Origin of the sequence: Actinomycetospora atypica (assembly GCF_042653685.1) — a bacterium.
Lineage (GTDB): Bacteria > Actinomycetota > Actinomycetes > Mycobacteriales > Pseudonocardiaceae > Actinomycetospora > Actinomycetospora atypica.
On sequence record NZ_JBHSIV010000045.1, the window covers coordinates 1 to 15,796 of the forward strand.

Consider the following 15,796-nt stretch of genomic DNA (forward strand, 5'->3'; position numbering starts at 1 on the left):
CGACCGACAGGTCGTGGGAGAGTAGGACACCGCCGGAACACCCAACCACCCCCACCGAGATGTGCAGGATTGACATATCTCGAGAGCGCGCATCGCGACCACACGGGACAGGACCATTCGCGTCCTGTCCCGTTTCGTCGTGTCAGGAGGATTTCGGTGACCGTGGATCCGCAGGACGGCCGGGCGGACCGGTCGTCGTCCTCCGCATCAGGGGACCGACGCCGGCCCGATACAGCGCGCGACAGCCGCCCGAGGACCACGGGCGGCGATTCCGGCGATCGACGCTCCGGAGGCCGTCCCGAGCCCCGCGGCGGACGGAACGACCGCGCCAACCGTGCCCCGCGCGCCGACGACCGCGATCGTGCGCCACGCCGCGACGACCGCGGTCGGCCCGCCGACGGTCCCCGCACCGGGCGCGACGACCGCGGCGGCCGGCCCGACTCGTCGAACCGCGGTGGCGACCGTTCGCGGACCTCGGCGCGCGGTACCGGTGGCTCACAGAGCCGCCCGTGGCGGGACGACGCCCGCGGTGGCGACGACCGGCGCCCCGACCAGCGCGGCGACCGCTCCCGGAGCGACTCCCCCCGGGGCGACCGCCCCCGGTCCGACGCTCCCCGTGCGGGCGGCCCGCGCTCCGACGGTCCCCGCACCGACGGCGCGTGCAGCGACCGCCCCCGTTCCGACCGACCCCGTGACGACCGGCCGCGCGACGACCGGCCGCGCACCGGCGGGTCCGCGGTCCAGGCCACGTCCGGTGCTGCCCGCGAGGACCGGCGCCCGGACGACCGACGCGGAGCTCCCCGGAACCCGAAGCGCGCCGGGCGCAACGACCGCGACGACCGCCGGCAGAACACCGGGGACGGCGGTCCCCGCCGTGGGGCCCCGACGGGACGGTCCGGTGGTCAGGGCGGTCGACCGGACGCCTCGGCCGGTCGGCCCGTAGGCCGGTCCGACGACCGGCGCGGCTCCGACGAGCGACGTCCCCGCCCCGAGCACGAGCGCGGGGGCCAGGGGCGCGACCGTCGCTCCGCCGAGGACCGTCCCATCACCCGGCACACCCAGCTCCTCCCGAAGCCGGCGGAGCCGTCGCTGCCGGACGAGGTGACGCCGGACATGCTCGACTTCGAGGTCCGACGCGACCTCCGCGGGCTCCCGAAGGACCTCGCCGACTCCGTGGCGCGGCACCTCGTCGCCGCCGGGGAGCTCCTCGACGACGACCCCGAGGCCGCTCTGGCCCACGCGCGGTTCGCCCGGCACCGGGCGTCCCGCATCGCCGTGGTGCGCGAGGCCTGCGGGCTCGCGGCCTACCACGCCGGGGACTGGGCCGAGGCGCTCTCGGAACTGCGGGCCAGCCGCCGCATGGGCGGAGCCGCCCACGTCCCGGTGATGGCCGACGCCGAGCGGGCCCTGGGCCGACCGGAGCGGGCGCTGGAGATCGCGCGGAGCCCCGAGTCGTCGGACCTGCCCCGCGACGAGGCGATGGAACTGCTCATCGTCACGTCGGGAGCGCGGCGCGACCTCGGCGAGGCGTCGGCGGCCGTCGTCGGGCTGCAGGTCCCCGAGCTCGACGTGCGCCGGGCCGACGACCCGTGGACCTGCCGACTCTTCTACGCCTACGGCGAGGCGCTGGTGGCCGCCGGTCGTCGGGACGACGCGGTGCGGGCCTTCCTCGACGCCGCGCAGACCGACGCCGAGGGCGTCACCGACGCCGAGGAGCGTGCGGCCCTGGTCGCGGCGGGCATCGACACCCCGCCCGGTGACCTGGAGCTCGACGTCGCCGAGGACGAGGCGGCGCCCACCGGGACGACGCCGGACGTTGGCCCTGACCAGCACCAGGACGTCACGGACGAGGACGAGGCCGACGAGGTGGTGGCCGACGACGAGGCCGTCGCGGTCGGCGGCGACCTGGTCGCGGACGAGGCCGATCCGGACACCGAGGTCGCGGACGAGGCCGATCCGGACACCGCGGTCGACGAGACCGACGAGGCCGTCGTCGCCGAGCCCGCCTCCGACGACGAGGCCCTCGCCCCCGACGAAACCCCCCGGGGCGCCACGGGCGAGACCGGGGACGCCGTCCCCGCGGGCGACCGGTGACCGACGGCCCGACGCACGACGCCCTCCTGGTCGACCTCGACGGCACCGTCTACGCCGGCCCGCGGGCGATCCCCGGGGCCGTCGAGGCCCTCGAGGTCGCCCGCGAGCGGGGCCGGACGGTCTCCTACGTCACCAACAACGCCTCCCGGGCCCCGGGCGCGGTGTCCGACCACCTCGCCGAGCTGGGTCTGACGGTCACCGAGGACGACGTCGTGACCAGCGCCCAGGCGGGCGCCGCGGTCCTGGCGGGTCAGCTCGACCCGGGCGCGAAGGTCCTCGTGCTGGGGACCGACGCGCTGGCCGACGAGATCACCGGCGTCGGCCTGACCCCCGTCCGCGCCGAGGACGACGAGCCGGTGGCGGTGGTGCAGGGCCACTCGCCCGACACCGGGTGGCGCCAGCTCGCCGAGGCGGGCCTCGCGCTCAACCGCGGGGTCGTGTGGGTGGCCTGCAACGTCGACCCCACCCTGCCGTCGGAACGCGGCTTCCTACCCGGCAACGGGTCGATGGTGGCCGCGCTGCGTCACGCCAGCGGCCGGGAGCCGCAGGTCGCGGGCAAGCCTGCGGCCCCGCTCCTGCGCCAGGCGATGGAGCGGGTCGGGGCCTCGCACCCGCTGGTGATCGGCGACCGGCTCGACACCGACATCGCGGGCGGGCACGCCGTGCAGGCCGAGACGCTGCTCGTCCTGACCGGGGTGTCCACGGCCGCCGACGTCCTCGCGGCCGTGCCCGACCAGCGCCCCACCTACCTGGCCGACGACCTGGCCTCCCTCGACGACCTCGAGTCCGCCCGGGTGGGCCGGGACGACCCGTGGACCGCCGAGGTCGACGGGGAGGCGCTCGTGCTCACCGGGGACGGCGACGACGTGGCCGCCCTGCGGGTCCTCTGCGCCGCCTGGTGGGCGACCGGACGCGACGGCGGACCCACGGTGCGCGCCGACGGTGACGCGGCGGCACGGGCCCTGGAGTCGCTCGGGCTCGTCGCCGACCGGGGCCCGACCCCGTCGTGAGCTAGCGTGGAGGGCGTGGATCACGGCGCCGCCCCCGGGCACCCCTCGCTCGTGGCGCTGCGCGCCGCCGCGGAGGACGTGCGCGCTCTCGACGCCCCGTCGTCCGGGAGCCCCGACCCGATGGTCCACGCCGACCGCTTCGAGGCCCTGCACGACGCGCTGGCCGCCGCGCTCGCCGACGTGGGCGACGGGGCGCGGCCGAGCTCCGTCGACCCCGTCCGAGGGTGACCGCGGTGGCCCGCACGTCGAGCCGCCGCCTGCGCCTGGACGCCGAACTGGTCCGCCGCGGCCTCGCCCGCTCCCGGGAGCAGGCCGCCGCGCTCATCGCCGACGGCCGGGTGACCGTCGGGGGATCGGTCGCGACGAAGGCCGCGACCGGCGTGGAGACCGCCGCGGCGGTCGTCGTGACCCCCGAGCCCGACGGCACGGTCGACGACTGGGCCAGCCGGGGCGCCCACAAGCTGCTCGGGGCCCTCGAGGCGTTCCCGGAGGTCGACCCGGCGGGGCGGCGCTGCCTCGACGCGGGGGCCTCCACCGGCGGGTTCACCGACGTCCTGCTGCGCCGCGGCGCCCGTGAGGTGGTGGCGGCCGACGTCGGCTACGGCCAGCTCGTGTGGGGCCTGCGGACCGACGACCGGGTGACGGTGCACGACCGGACCAACGTCCGCTCCCTGACCCCCGAGCAGATCGGCGGGCCGGTCGACCTCGTCGTCGCGGACCTGTCCTTCATCTCGCTGCGCCTCGTCCTCGACGCGCTCACCGCGTGCACGGCCCCCGAGGGGGACCTGCTGCCGATGGTGAAGCCGCAGTTCGAGGTCGGGAAGGACCGCCTCGGCGCCGGCGGCGTCGTCCGCGACCCCGAGCTGCGGGTCTCCGCGGTCCTCGGCGTGGTCGCCGCGGCCCGGGAACGCGGCCTCACCCTGGCCGGGGCGACGGCCAGCCCCCTGCCCGGTCCGTCGGGGAACGTCGAGTACTTCCTCTGGTTGACGCGGACAGCGGGTACCGAGGGTCCGGACGACGAGGCGCGCGTCCGGCGCGCGGTCGAGGACGGACCCCAGTGACGGGAGAACGAGTGCGCGACGCGCTGATCGTGGTGCACACCGGCCGCGACGCCACCCGGCAGGTGGCGTCGACCGTCGCGTCGTCGCTGTACCAGGCGGGCTTCAAGCTGCGGGTGATGCCCGACGAGTACTCCACCGACGCCGGGCTCTTCGACGACCTCGAGCCCGAGCAGCGGCCGCGACGGATCGACCCCGCCGACGACGCGGCCAACGGCGCCGAGGTGGTCATCGTCCTCGGCGGCGACGGCACCCTGCTGCGGGCCGCCGAGCTCGCCCGCCAGGCGCGGGTGCCGCTGCTGGGCATCAACCTGGGGCGCGTCGGGTTCCTCGCCGAGGCCGACCTCGACGACCTCGACGAGGTCCTCGACGCCGTGGTGCACCGCACCTACCGCGTCGAGGAGCGGATGACGGTCGACGTCGTCGTGACCACCGAGGGCCGGGAGCTGGGCCGGACCTGGGCGCTGAACGAGGCGATCGTCGAGAAGACAAATTGGGCGAAGCTGCTCGAGGTCGTGCTGGAGGTCGACCACCGGCCGGTCTCGGAGTTCGCCTGCGACGGCGTGCTCTGCGCGACGCCCACCGGGTCGACCGCCTACGCCTACTCGGCGGGCGGACCCGTGGTGTGGCCGGAGGTGCAGGCCATGCTGCTGGTCCCCTCCAACGCCCACGCCCTGTTCGCGCGGCCCCTGGTGGTCTCGCCCGACTCGCGGGTGGCGCTCGAGGTCTCGCAGCGCGGCGACGCCGGGGTGCTCGTGGCCGACGGCCGGCGGACGGTCGACCTGCCGCCCGGGTCGCGGGTGGAGATCGTGCGCGGGCAGAACCCCGTCCTGCTGGCGCGGCTGCGGGTGCAGCCGTTCACCGACCGGCTGGTGCGCAAGTTCGAGCTGCCGGTGCAGGGCTGGCGCGGCAAGCGCGGGCGCGACTGAGAGGGCTCCCGCCCGTCTCCGGCGACCGACCGTTCGACCATGTGTTCGAGTCGGATCGGCGTGTTCGGCCGTGAGTGTCGGCCCTCGTCGTTACAGTGATCGGCGTGCTCTCCGAGCTGAGAATCCAGGGCCTCGGCGTGATCGAGGACGCGACCCTGGAGCTGCATCCGGGGCTCACCGCGGTGACCGGCGAGACCGGGGCCGGCAAAACCATGGTGATCACCGGGCTGCACCTCCTGGGTGGCGGTCGCGCGGACTCCTCCCGCGTGCGACGTGGGGCGTCGCGCGCGGTGGTGGAGGGTCGCTACGAGCTGGCCGGGTGCGCCCCGGCCCCCGACACCGAGGAGGAGCCGGACGACGCCGGTCCGCGGGACGCGGCCGCCGTCGCCCGGGAGGCGGGGGCGGCCCTCGACGACGACGGCTCGCTCATCGCGGCGCGCACGGTGTCGGCCGACGGCCGGTCCCGGGCGCACCTCGGCGGCCGGTCGGTGCCGCTGGCGGTGCTCTCCGACGTCGCGGACGCCTCGCTGGCCGTCCACGGGCAGCACGAGGCGCTGCGCCTGCTCCGGCCCGCCGAGCAGCGGGCGGTGCTCGACCGGTTCGCCGGCGCCCCCGCCGTGGAGGCGCTCGCGCGGTACCGGGAGACGCGCACGCGATGGCGGGCGGCGGTCGCGGAGCTCACCGAGCGGCGCGAGCGCACCCGCGAGCTGGCCCGCGAGGCCGACCTGCTCCGCCACGGGCTCACCGAGATCGAGGCGCTCGACCCGCGGCCGGGGGAGGACGGCGACCTCGTCGCCGAGGCCCGCCGGCTCGCCGACGTCGACGACCTGCGGTCCTCCGCGCTCACCGCGCTCGCCGCCGTCGCGGGCCCGCCCGACGGCACCGGCGACGAGCCCGACGCCACGGCCCTCGTGGCCGCGGCGCGGCGGGCGATCGCCACGGACGACCCGCGGCTCACGGCGCTCGAGCCCCGGCTGGCCGAGGTGTCGACGCTGCTCACCGACGTGGCGGCGGAGCTCTCGGCCTACCTCGACGGGCTCGAGGCCGACCCCGAACGGCTCGCCCGGGTCCTCGAGCGCCAGGCCGCGCTCAAGGGCCTGACCCGCAAGTACGCCGCCGACGTCGCGGGCGTGCTCGCCTGGGCCGACACGGCGCGCGAGCGGCTCGAGTCGCTCGACGTCTCCGACGAGGCCATCGCGGCGCTCGCCGCCGAGGCCGACCGGCTCGGGGCCGAGCTGGCCGCCCGGGCGTCGACGCTCACCGCGATCCGTGTCGAGGCCGCGGCCCGGCTGGCCGAGGCCGTCACCACCGAGCTCGACGGGCTCGCGATGGCGGCGGCCGCGGTGCAGGTGGTGGTCGGGCAGAAGGACGCCGCCGACGGGCTGGAGGTCGACGGCCGCCGGGTGGTGGCCGGTCCCGACGGCGTCGACGAGGTGGAGCTCCTGCTCGCCCCGCACGCCGGGGCGCCGCCGCTGCCGATCGCCAAGGGTGCCTCCGGCGGGGAGCTCTCCCGGGTCATGCTGGCCGTCGAGGTGGTCCTGGCCGGGGCCGACACGGTGCCGACGCTGGTGTTCGACGAGGTCGACGCCGGGGTCGGCGGGCGGGCCGCGGTCGAGATCGGTCGGCGGCTCGCGCGGCTCGCCGAGACCCACCAGGTGGTCGTCGTGACGCACCTGGCGCAGGTGGCGGCCTACGCGGACCGGCAGCTGGTGGTCGACAAGGGCAGCCAGAGCGAGGGCGTGACCCGCAGCTCGGTCCGCACCCTCGACGACTCGCAGCGGGTGGTCGAGCTCGCCCGGATGCTCGCCGGCACCGAGGAGACCGAGACCGGCCGGGCGCACGCCGAGGAGCTGCTCGCGGCCGCCGCCGAGGACAAGCGGGCCGCGCCCGCACCCACGCCGATCACCCAGGGGGCCGATAAGGCCGGGTCGCGCACCCGGCCCAGACGTCGGGCCGGATGACCCCCACGCCTGCGTCCGATGTGACGAGTGAGGCGCCCGAGCCGGGTGAGACCGGTGGGGTGCCTCGGCGTGGCGCCGTGTCCCGGGCGTGATGGACCGTCAGCATCGCCTGCATGCGATGGCCTGGACGTGCGACGCGGACCCGTGAGGCGCCCCCCGGCGTGAGCGGGACCGCCCGGATCGGGCGCCGCGGTGCCGGTGGTGCCGACGCGGCGTACCTGCGCCGGCTGGGACCGGGTGACGTCGCCGTCATCGACCAGGTCGACCTCGACCGGGCCACCGCGACGGCGCTGCTCGAGGCCGGCGTGGTGGGTGTCGTCAACGCCGCACCCTCGATCTCAGGGCGCTACCCGAACCTCGGGCCCGAGCTGCTCGTGCACGCCGGGGTGACCCTCGTCGACGACTGCGGCGCCGCGATCTTCAGCGACCTCGCCGACGGCACCTCCGTGCGGCTGCACGACGGCGCGGTCCACGTCGGGGAGCGGGAGGTGGTCCGCGGGTTCGCCCAGGACCGCGACACCGTCGCCGACCTGCTCGAGGAGGCGCGCGGCGGGATGGCCGCGCAGCTCGAGGCGTTCTCGGCGAACACCTCGGAGTTCCTCGCCCGCGAGCGCTCGCTGCTCGTCGACGGGGTCGGGGTCCCCGCGGTCGCGACGCCGATGCGCGAGAAGAAGGTCGTGGTGGTCGCCGGCAGCCCCGGCACCGCCGAGGAGGTCCGCGCGCTCAAGGGCTTCATCCGCGAGTACTCCCCGGTCCTCATCGGGGTCGGCGAGGGCGCCGACGCGCTGCGCGACGCGGGCCACAGCCCGGCGATCGTGCTGGGCACCGTGGCCGAGCTCGACCCGGTCGTCGCGCGGAAGGCCCGCGACGTCGTCGTGCCGGCCGACCCCGACGGCTTCGTCACCGGCCTGCCCCGCCTGCAGGACCTCGGGGTCGACCCCGTCGCGTTCCCGTCCTCGGCCAACCCCGAGGACATGGCGCTGCTGCTCGCCCACGCCCACGGCGCGGCGCTGGTGGTGGCGGTCGGGTTCGACGCCAGCCTCGGCGGCTTCCTCGACCGCGGCCGCTCCGGCTCGATCCCGTCGACCTTCCTGACGAGGCTGCGGCTCGGCCCGACGCTCGTCGACGCCCCCGCGGTGCTCGCCCTGCACCACAGCCGCGTGTCGATCCTGACCCTCGTCATGCTCGTCCTCGCCGTGCTGGCCACCGCGGTCGTCGCGGCCCTGGCCCTCGGCGCGGGTCCCTCCCTGGTGCTCCTGCTCGAGACGGGGGGACGGGCCGTGGCGCAATGGGCCACGGCCGTCTTCCGGAGCGTCGTCGGATGATCAGCTTCCGCTACCACGTCGTGTCCCTGTGCGCCGTGGTGCTCGCCCTCGCGCTCGGGGTGGTGCTCGGGGCGTCGTCGCTGTCCCAGACGATGCTCGGGGCGCTCGCCTCCGACCGCGACGACCTCTCCGGTCAGGTCGGCACCCTGACCGCCGAGCGCGACACCGCGCGGGCGCAGCAGGACCAGGGCGACCGCGTCCTCGGCGGGGTGGCCCCGGCCGTCGTCGCCGGGGCCCTGCAGAACCGGACCGTGGTGCTGCTCGCGGCGCCCGGGCTCGACCCCGCCGACCTCGAGGGCCTCACGGGCCTCGTCGGGAAGGCCGGCGGCCGCGTCACCGGCACCCTGACCCTCACCGACGCCGCGCTCGCCCCCGACCGGGCCGACGCGCTGCGCGCGCTCGTCACGCGGGTGCTGCCCGCCGGGGTCCAGCTGCCGTCCACCACCGACGCCGGGGCCCTCACCGGCTCGCTGCTGGGCGCCCTCGTCACCACCGGGCGGGGCCCGTCGAGCACCCCCGCCGAGACCGGCACGGCCTTCACCGCCCTCGCCGACGGCGGGTTCCTCGCCCCGGGCGCCGCGCCCGCGCCGGCCCAGCTCGCCCTCGTGGTCGGCGGCACCCCCGCCGGGCCCGACGCCGCCGCCCGCTCGACCACGCTCGGGCTCCTCGCCGCCGCCGTGGACGCCGGGGGAGCGGGCACCGTGCTCGCGGGCCCCGACGCGGGCGGCGCGGTCGCCGCCGCCCGGAGCGACGCCACGGCCCGCCAGCTCTCGACGGTCGACGGGGCGGGGACGGCCGCCGGCCGGCTCGCGACCATGCTCGCCGCCGCCGAGCAGGCCGGAGGGCGGGCGGGGGCCTACGGGGCCGCGCCCGGCACCCGGCCGCTGCCCGGCCCGGTCCCGGCCGCGTCGGGCGTGGCGCCCTCCTGACGAGGCCGGGCGGGATCACCCGGGCGGCGGTGTTACGGTGAGCGCCCGTGGACCGGTGCCTGAACGTCCCTCCCCGGATCGCCCTCCCCGAGACCGGGGGGATGTGACGATGCAGCACTCACGTACCACCAAGCACGTGTTCGTCACGGGCGGTGTCGCCTCCTCGCTCGGCAAGGGCCTGACCGCCTCGAGCCTCGGCCAGCTGCTGACCAGCCGCGGGCTGCGGGTGACGATGCAGAAGCTCGACCCGTACCTCAACGTCGACCCCGGGACGATGAACCCGTTCCAGCACGGCGAGGTCTTCGTGACCGAGGACGGCGCCGAGACCGACCTCGACATCGGGCACTACGAGCGCTTCCTCGACCGCGACCTCACCGGCCGCGCGAACGTCACCACCGGCGGCGTGTACTCCGAGGTGATCGCGAAGGAGCGCCGCGGCGAGTACCTCGGCGACACCGTGCAGGTCATCCCGCACATCACCGACGAGATCAAGTCGCGGGTGCTCGCGATGCGGGACCCGGGGGGCGGGCCGGGAGACGCAGCGGAGCGGAGCTCGACCCAGAACAGCAGCCCCGACGTCGTCATCACCGAGATCGGCGGCACGGTCGGCGACATCGAGTCGCTGCCCTTCCTCGAGGCCGCGCGCCAGCTGCGCCACGAGATCGGGCGCGACAACTGCTTCTTCCTGCACGTCAGCCTCGTGCCGTTCCTCGCGCCGAGCGGGGAGCTCAAGACGAAGCCGACCCAGCACTCGGTCGCGGCGCTGCGCAACATCGGCATCCAGCCCGACGGCCTCGTCCTGCGCGCCGACCGGGCCATCCCCGAGGAGATGACCCGCAAGATCTCGCTGATGTGCGACGTCGACGACGACGGCGTGGTCGCCTGCCCCGACGCGCCGTCGATCTACGACATCCCCAAGGTGCTGCACTCCGAGGGCCTCGACGCCTACGTGGTGCGCCGCCTCGGGCTGCCGTTCCGCGACGTCGACTGGACGGTCTGGGGCGACCTGCTCGACCGCGTCCACCAGCCCACCGAGACGGTGATCATCGCGATCGTCGGGAAGTACGTCGACCTCCCCGACGCCTACCTCTCGGTCACCGAGGCCGTGCGGGCGGGCGGGTTCGCCCACCGCGCGAAGGTGGCGATCCGCTGGGTGCAGAGCGACGAGTGCTCGACCCCCTCGGGCGCCGAGAAGGCCCTCGCCGGCGTCCACGGCATCCTCGTGCCCGGTGGCTTCGGGATCCGGGGCATCGAGGGCAAGGTCGGCGCGCTCGACCACGCCCGCCGCCACCGGATCCCCACCCTCGGGCTGTGCCTCGGCCTGCAGTGCATGGTCATCCACGCCGCCCGGGCGCTCGCGGGGATCGAGGACGCGAACTCCGCGGAGTTCGACCCCGACACACCCAACCCGGTGATCTCGACGATGGCCGACCAGACCGACGTCGTCTCGGGCGAGCGCGACATGGGCGGGACGATGCGCCTCGGCGCCTACCCCGCGGTCCTCGCCGCCGACACGGTCACCCGCGCCGCCTACGGGACCGGCCGGGTCTCCGAGCGCCACCGCCACCGCTACGAGGTCAACAACGCCTACCGCGAGCAGCTGGCCGCCGCGGGCCTCGTGTTCTCCGGGACCTCGCCCGAGGGCACGCTCGTCGAGTTCGTCGAGCTGCCCCGCTCGGTCCACCCGTTCTTCGTCGGGACCCAGGCCCACCCCGAGCTGAAGTCGCGGCCCACCCGGGCGCACCCGCTGTTCTCGGCGTTCGTCGCCGCGGCCCTGCGCCACGACGCCTCGTCGCGCCTGTTCTCCCGCGACGAGGACGACGACGAGGCCGGGCCGGGTCCCGAGGACCCCGCCACCGGGGGCGGGGACGCGGTGGGCACCGACCCGTCCGCGGAGCCCTCGGGCACCGACGGCGCGCGCGTCCCCGAGACGGCGACCCGGTGAGCGACCCGATCCCCGGCGGCGTGACCCCCGACGAGGACACGCCGCTCACCCCGCCCGGCGTCTCCGGGGGCCCGCGGGTCCCGGAGACCCCCGACTCGCTGCGCGACCCGCACGGCGGGCACCCGCCGCACTCGTTCGAGGTCGTCGACTCCGAGATCCTCTACGACGGCGCGATCTTCGCGCTGCGTGGCGACCAGGTCCGCATGCCTGGCGGGCGGGTCGCGACGCGAGAGAAGGTCGAGCACTACGGCGCGGTGGCGATCGCCGCGCTCGACGAGGACGACCGCCTCGTCATGATCTACCAGTACCGGCCCGCGATCGGGCGGCGCATCTGGGAGATGCCGGCCGGCCTGCTCGACGGGGGCTCCGACGAGGCCCCGGTGGAGGCCGCGAAGCGCGAGCTCGTCGAGGAGGTCGGGGTCGAGGCCGACGACTGGTCGACCCTCGTCGACGTCGTCGGCTGTCCCGGGTTCGCCGACGAGTCGGTGCGGGTGTTCCTCGCCCGCCGGCTGCGCGAGGTCGACCGCCCGGAGAGCGGCGACGACGAGGAGGCCGACCTGGTGATCCGCCGGGTGCCCCTCGCCGACCTCGTCACCGGGGCCATGTCGGGCGACATCGTCAACGGGCCCTGCATCGCCGGGGTGTTCGCGGCCGCCGAGGTCGTGGCCGGCCGGTTCACCCCGCGCCCGGTCGACGCGCCGTGGGCGGACCGGCCCACGGAGTACGCCGCCCGGAAGGGCTGACCGCCCCACAGCACCGCGCGGCACCACGGCGCGCGGCGTCGTCGTCCGTAGGCTCGCCGGATGGAGCCGGCGGACGTGGTGCAGACGTACCTCGACCACCTCGACGTCGAGCGCGGCATGTCGGTGCACACCCTGACCAACTACCGCCGCGACCTCGACCGCTACGTCGAGCACCTCGTCGACGTCGGCCGGCCCGACCTCGCCGAGGTGACCGAGGCCGACGTCGGGAACTTCCTCGTCGCCCTGCGCACGGGCGGCGAGGGGCACCCGCCGCTCGCGACCTCCTCGGCGAGCAGGGCCGTCGTCGCCGTCAGGGGGCTGCACCGCTTCGCGCTGGCCGAGCAGGTGGTCGACCGCGACGTCGCCGCCGACGTCCACCCGCCCGCCCCGCCCAAGCGGCTGCCCAAGGCGCTCGACGTCGACACCGTGACCCGGCTGCTCGAGGCCCCGTCGGCCGACGACCCCCGCGGGGTCCGCGACCGCGCCCTGCTCGAGCTCCTGTACTCCACGGGTGCCCGGATCAGCGAGGTGGTCGGGCTCGACGTCGACGACGTGGACACCGAGCAGCGCACCGTGGTGGTCACCGGGAAGGGCGGCAAGCAGCGGCTCGTCCCGATCGGGCGCCCGGCCCTCGCGGCGCTGGAGGCCTACCGGGTGCGGTCGCGGCCCGGGTTCGCGCTGAAGGGCCGCGGGACGCCCGCGCTGTTCCTCAACGCCCGCGGGGCGCGGCTGTCGCGGCAGTCGGCGTGGAACGTGCTGCGCGAGACCGCCGAGTTCGCGGGCATCACCGCCGAGATCTCGCCGCACACCCTGCGGCACTCGTTCGCCACGCACCTGCTCGACGGCGGTGCCGACCTGCGCGTGGTGCAGGAGCTGCTCGGCCACGCCTCGGTGACCACCACGCAGATCTACACGATGGTCACGGTCGACCGGCTGCGCGAGGTCTACGCGACCTCGCACCCGCGGGCCCGGTCGGCCTAGCCGCTCAGGACCGCAGGGCGCACACCACGACGAGCGGCGTCGTCCGGTCCGCGAGGGTGGGCACCACCTCGTCGAGCACGGCGGTGAGGTCGCCGCCCGTGGCGACCCGGCGGGCCTCGCAGCCGAGCGAGCCGGCGAGCCCGGCCACGTCGACCTCGGTGAACGCGGGCCACGGGGGCTTGCCGCCCGCCGCGGCCGCCAGCCCGTCCATGATCGCGTAGCGGCCGTTCTCCATGACCAGCACGAGCACGCCGACGCCGTAGTGGGCCGCCGACCACAGTGCCTGCACGCCGTAGAGCGTCGAGCCGTCCCCGACGACCGCCACGACCGGCCGGGTCGGGGCACCCATCTTCACGCCGATCGCGGCGGGCACGCCGAAGCCGAGCCCGCCCTGCGCGGCCGAGAGGTAGCCGAGGGGGGCGCGGGCCGGGACGATCCGGTTGAGGTCGGGCCGCGACGAGGGCGTCTCCTCGACGACGACCGTGTCGGCGGGGACGCGGGCGGCGAGCTCGGTGAAGACGGTGGGGGCGTCGAGGGGGCCGTCGGGGTCGGTCGACGGTGGCGCCTGACTGACGCTGGACGTCCGCGACGTGCCATCGCTGACACCCGGCAGGAGGGACGCGAGCGCCGCCACGGTCGCCGCGGGGTCGGCCAGCACCGCGAGGTCGACGCGGCTGTGGTGGACGTCCTCGGGGTCGTCGGTGACCAGGGCGATCGTCGTGCCGGGCTCCACGAGGTCGCCCGGGACGTACTGGTACTGCCGGAAGACGGGGGCGCCGACGACGAGGACGAGGTCGTGGCCGCCCAGGACACCGCGCAGGGCCGCGCGGTCGGGCGGGAGGTGCCCGGCGAAGAGCGGGTGGTCCTGGGGGAAGCCCGCCCGCGCGGAGAACGCCTCCTGCCACACCGGCGCGCCCAGCTGCCCGGCCAGCCCGACGAGCGCCGCCCACGCGGGCTCGCTGTCGGCGTCGGCCCCCACGACGAGCGCGGGGGAGCGGGCCGCGGTGACGAGCGCCGCGAGGTCCCGCACCGAGGCCTCGTCGGGACGGCGCCCGCGGTGGACGAGCACCGGGCTCGGCAGCGGGCGGGGGTCGGCCTCGGCATACCAGTCGTCGCTGGGCACCACGACCACGGCGGGGCCGCGGGCGGTGACCGCCTCGTGGAAGGCGCGGTCGACGGCGCCGGGGACGTCCTGGGGCCGCGCGGGCATCGTCGTGAAGACGGGGTAGCTGCCGGCGAGGCCGTCGAGGTCGCCCGCGAGGAAGGGTCGCGCCGCGAGGTGGCGCCGGTCCTGCTGGCCCACGACGACGACCAGCGGGGTCCGGTTGACCCGGGCGGTCGCGAGGGCGCCGACGGCGTTGCCGAGGCCCGCGGTGGTGTGCAGCACGACGAGGGCCGGGCGGTCGGTGGCCGTGGCGTAGCCGGTGGCGAGCCCGACGACGGAGCCCTCGTGCAGGGCGAGGACGAAGTCGAGGTCGTCGGGCAGGTCGGTGAGCAGCGTGATCTCGGTCGACCCGGGGTTGGCGAAGAGGCGGTCGAGGCCGCGCCGGCGCAGGACGTCGAAGGTGGCCTCGCGGACGGTGCTCAGGACAGCGCCCGGTCTCGGGTGACGGCGGCCAGGTCGGGAGCGGGCTCGGTCCGGCGGATGAAGACCACCGCGACCGCGCCGAGGGCGGCCACGAGGGCGAAGAAGTAGAAGCCCCAGGGGTAGGCGATCCCCCCGGCGACGAGGGCGCCGGTGAAGGCCGGCCCGGTGATCGCGCCGAGGCGCCCGACCCCGCTGGCCGACCCGAGGGCCGTGCCGCGCGCCGCCGCCGGGTAGATGCGGCCGACCCAGGCGTAGACCAGCACCTGCGAGGAGAACACGAAGATCCCGGCCAGCAGGATCGCGACGTAGACCGTGGCGCCGGGCAGCGGGATCGAGAGCAGGGCGAGGAACACGGCGGCGACGGCGAACCACGTGATCGTCGCGGGCCGCACCCCGATGCGGTCGGCGACCGCGCCGCCGATCAGCAGCCCGATCACCGCCCCGACGTTGAGCGCGAGGAGCTGGAAGAGGGCCTGCGTGAGCTCGTAGCCGGCCGCCTTCATGATCACCGGCAGCCACGTGTTCAGCCCGTAGACCAGCAGCAGGCCCATGAACGAGGCGACCCAGAAGGCGATGGTGGGCACCGCGAACCCGTCGCGGAACAGCTCGCGCAGCGGGTTGCGGCGGGCGGCCGTGCGACCGGTCGGGGCCGCGTCCACGGGCAGCTTGGCGAGCATCGCCGGCACCAGGACGACCGCGGGCAGGGCACCGAGGACGAACATGATCTCCCAGCCGACGCTGCGCACCAGCAGGGCGCCGATCAGCGCCGCGGCGACGGCGCCCGCGTGGTAGCCGGTCATGAGGATCGTCGTGGCCCGGTTGCCGCGGCGCAGCGGGGCGTGCTCGGCGACCATCGCGAGCGCGACCGGCAGCACGCCGCCGAGCGGGACGCCGGCGAGGAAGCGCAGCCCGCCGAGCACCGTGGCGTTCGGGGCGAGCGCGCAGGCCGCGCCGAGCATTGAGAACGCGACGACGCAGGCGACGACCGTGCGGCGGCGTCCCACGACGTCGGCCACCGGCCCCACCGACAGCGCGCCGACCATGACGCCCAGCAGGCCGACCGTCGTCACCGTGGTCGCGGACGCGGCCGACAGGGCGAAGTCGGGATCGTCGAGCAGGACCGGGATGACGACGCCCAGGACGACCAGGTCGTAGCCCTCGAGGGCGACGGCGGACCACGCCAGCCACCGCACCCAGCCCGAGCTGCCTCGCTCCGCCATGCCACACCTCCGT

13 protein-coding genes are annotated in these 15,796 nt (G+C 76.3%); 11 read left to right on the forward strand and 2 right to left on the reverse strand.

Annotated elements, in window-relative coordinates; all coding sequences use genetic code 11:
* Positions 1 to 1,113 precede the first annotated feature (1,113 nt).
* The 11 genes from ACFPBZ_RS26275 to xerD all read left to right on the forward strand — a co-directional run bounded on the left by ACFPBZ_RS26275 (position 1,114) and on the right by xerD (position 12,975).
* Complete coding sequence (locus tag ACFPBZ_RS26275) at positions 1,114 to 2,094, forward strand: hypothetical protein (RefSeq protein WP_378039071.1); 981 nt, start codon at positions 1,114 to 1,116, stop codon at positions 2,092 to 2,094.
* On the forward strand, positions 2,091 to 3,104 hold the full coding sequence (locus ACFPBZ_RS26280; RefSeq protein WP_378039072.1) for an HAD-IIA family hydrolase: 1,014 nt from the start codon (positions 2,091 to 2,093) through the stop codon (positions 3,102 to 3,104). The genes ACFPBZ_RS26275 and ACFPBZ_RS26280 overlap by 4 nt, the downstream gene beginning before the upstream one ends.
* A 15-nt stretch (positions 3,105 to 3,119) precedes the next feature.
* Positions 3,120 to 3,332 (forward strand): hypothetical protein, encoded by a 213-nt coding sequence (locus ACFPBZ_RS26285; RefSeq protein WP_378039073.1) that lies wholly within the window; start codon positions 3,120 to 3,122, stop codon positions 3,330 to 3,332.
* 5 nt (positions 3,333 to 3,337) lie between these two features.
* Positions 3,338 to 4,165: a TlyA family RNA methyltransferase gene (locus tag ACFPBZ_RS26290; RefSeq protein WP_378039074.1), complete on the forward strand. Its 828-nt coding sequence runs from the start codon at positions 3,338 to 3,340 to the stop codon at positions 4,163 to 4,165.
* Entirely contained in the window at positions 4,162 to 5,091 is a 930-nt protein-coding gene (locus ACFPBZ_RS26295; protein ID WP_378039075.1) for an NAD kinase, read from the forward strand. Before ACFPBZ_RS26290 ends, ACFPBZ_RS26295 begins: the two co-directional genes overlap by 4 nt.
* A gap of 104 nt (positions 5,092 to 5,195) precedes the next feature.
* Positions 5,196 to 7,052, forward strand: coding sequence for a DNA repair protein RecN (gene recN, locus ACFPBZ_RS26300; RefSeq protein ID WP_378039076.1), 1,857 nt, complete (start codon positions 5,196 to 5,198; stop codon positions 7,050 to 7,052).
* Positions 7,053 to 7,165: 113 nt separating this feature from the next.
* On the forward strand, positions 7,166 to 8,377 hold the full coding sequence (steA, locus tag ACFPBZ_RS26305; protein WP_378039077.1) for a putative cytokinetic ring protein SteA: 1,212 nt from the start codon (positions 7,166 to 7,168) through the stop codon (positions 8,375 to 8,377).
* Positions 8,374 to 9,306 carry a copper transporter gene (locus ACFPBZ_RS26310; protein WP_378039078.1) on the forward strand — a complete coding sequence of 311 codons (933 nt, stop codon included), beginning with the start codon at positions 8,374 to 8,376 and terminating at the stop codon, positions 9,304 to 9,306. Before steA ends, ACFPBZ_RS26310 begins: the two co-directional genes overlap by 4 nt.
* A gap of 109 nt (positions 9,307 to 9,415) precedes the next feature.
* Positions 9,416 to 11,251: a CTP synthase gene (locus ACFPBZ_RS26315; protein WP_378039079.1), complete on the forward strand. Its 1,836-nt coding sequence runs from the start codon at positions 9,416 to 9,418 to the stop codon at positions 11,249 to 11,251.
* A 98-nt stretch (positions 11,252 to 11,349) separates the two neighbouring features.
* Positions 11,350 to 11,994: an NUDIX domain-containing protein gene (locus ACFPBZ_RS26320; RefSeq protein ID WP_378039096.1), complete on the forward strand. Its 645-nt coding sequence runs from the start codon at positions 11,350 to 11,352 to the stop codon at positions 11,992 to 11,994.
* A 60-nt stretch (positions 11,995 to 12,054) separates the two neighbouring features.
* Entirely contained in the window at positions 12,055 to 12,975 is a 921-nt protein-coding gene (gene xerD / locus ACFPBZ_RS26325) for a site-specific tyrosine recombinase XerD (protein WP_378039080.1), read from the forward strand.
* Between the two features lie 4 nt (positions 12,976 to 12,979).
* Here xerD and ACFPBZ_RS26330 read toward each other — a convergent pair whose 3' ends face one another.
* A complete protein-coding gene (locus ACFPBZ_RS26330) occupies positions 12,980 to 14,563 on the reverse strand; it encodes a thiamine pyrophosphate-dependent enzyme (RefSeq protein ID WP_378039097.1) in 1,584 nt (527 codons plus the stop codon).
* Positions 14,560 to 15,783, reverse strand: coding sequence for an MFS transporter (locus ACFPBZ_RS26335; protein WP_378039081.1), 1,224 nt, complete (start codon positions 15,781 to 15,783; stop codon positions 14,560 to 14,562). Before ACFPBZ_RS26335 ends, ACFPBZ_RS26330 begins: the two co-directional genes overlap by 4 nt.
* Between the last annotated feature and the right edge of the window lie 13 nt (positions 15,784 to 15,796).

What these genes read in the sequence shown, in the direction of transcription:
- ACFPBZ_RS26275 (WP_378039071.1), top strand. Translation starts at nt 1,114, where the DNA reads ATGCTCGACTTCGAGGTCCGACGCGACCTCCGCGGGCTCCCGAAGGAC.
- steA (WP_378039077.1), top strand. Translation starts at nt 7,166, where the DNA reads ATGCGATGGCCTGGACGTGCGACGCGGACCCGTGAGGCGCCCCCCGGC.
- ACFPBZ_RS26310 (WP_378039078.1), top strand. Translation starts at nt 8,374, where the DNA reads ATGATCAGCTTCCGCTACCACGTCGTGTCCCTGTGCGCCGTGGTGCTC.
- ACFPBZ_RS26315 (WP_378039079.1), top strand. Translation starts at nt 9,416, where the DNA reads ATGCAGCACTCACGTACCACCAAGCACGTGTTCGTCACGGGCGGTGTC.
- xerD (WP_378039080.1), top strand. Translation starts at nt 12,055, where the DNA reads ATGGAGCCGGCGGACGTGGTGCAGACGTACCTCGACCACCTCGACGTC.
- ACFPBZ_RS26335 (WP_378039081.1), bottom strand. Translation starts at nt 15,783, where the DNA reads ATGGCGGAGCGAGGCAGCTCGGGCTGGGTGCGGTGGCTGGCGTGGTCC.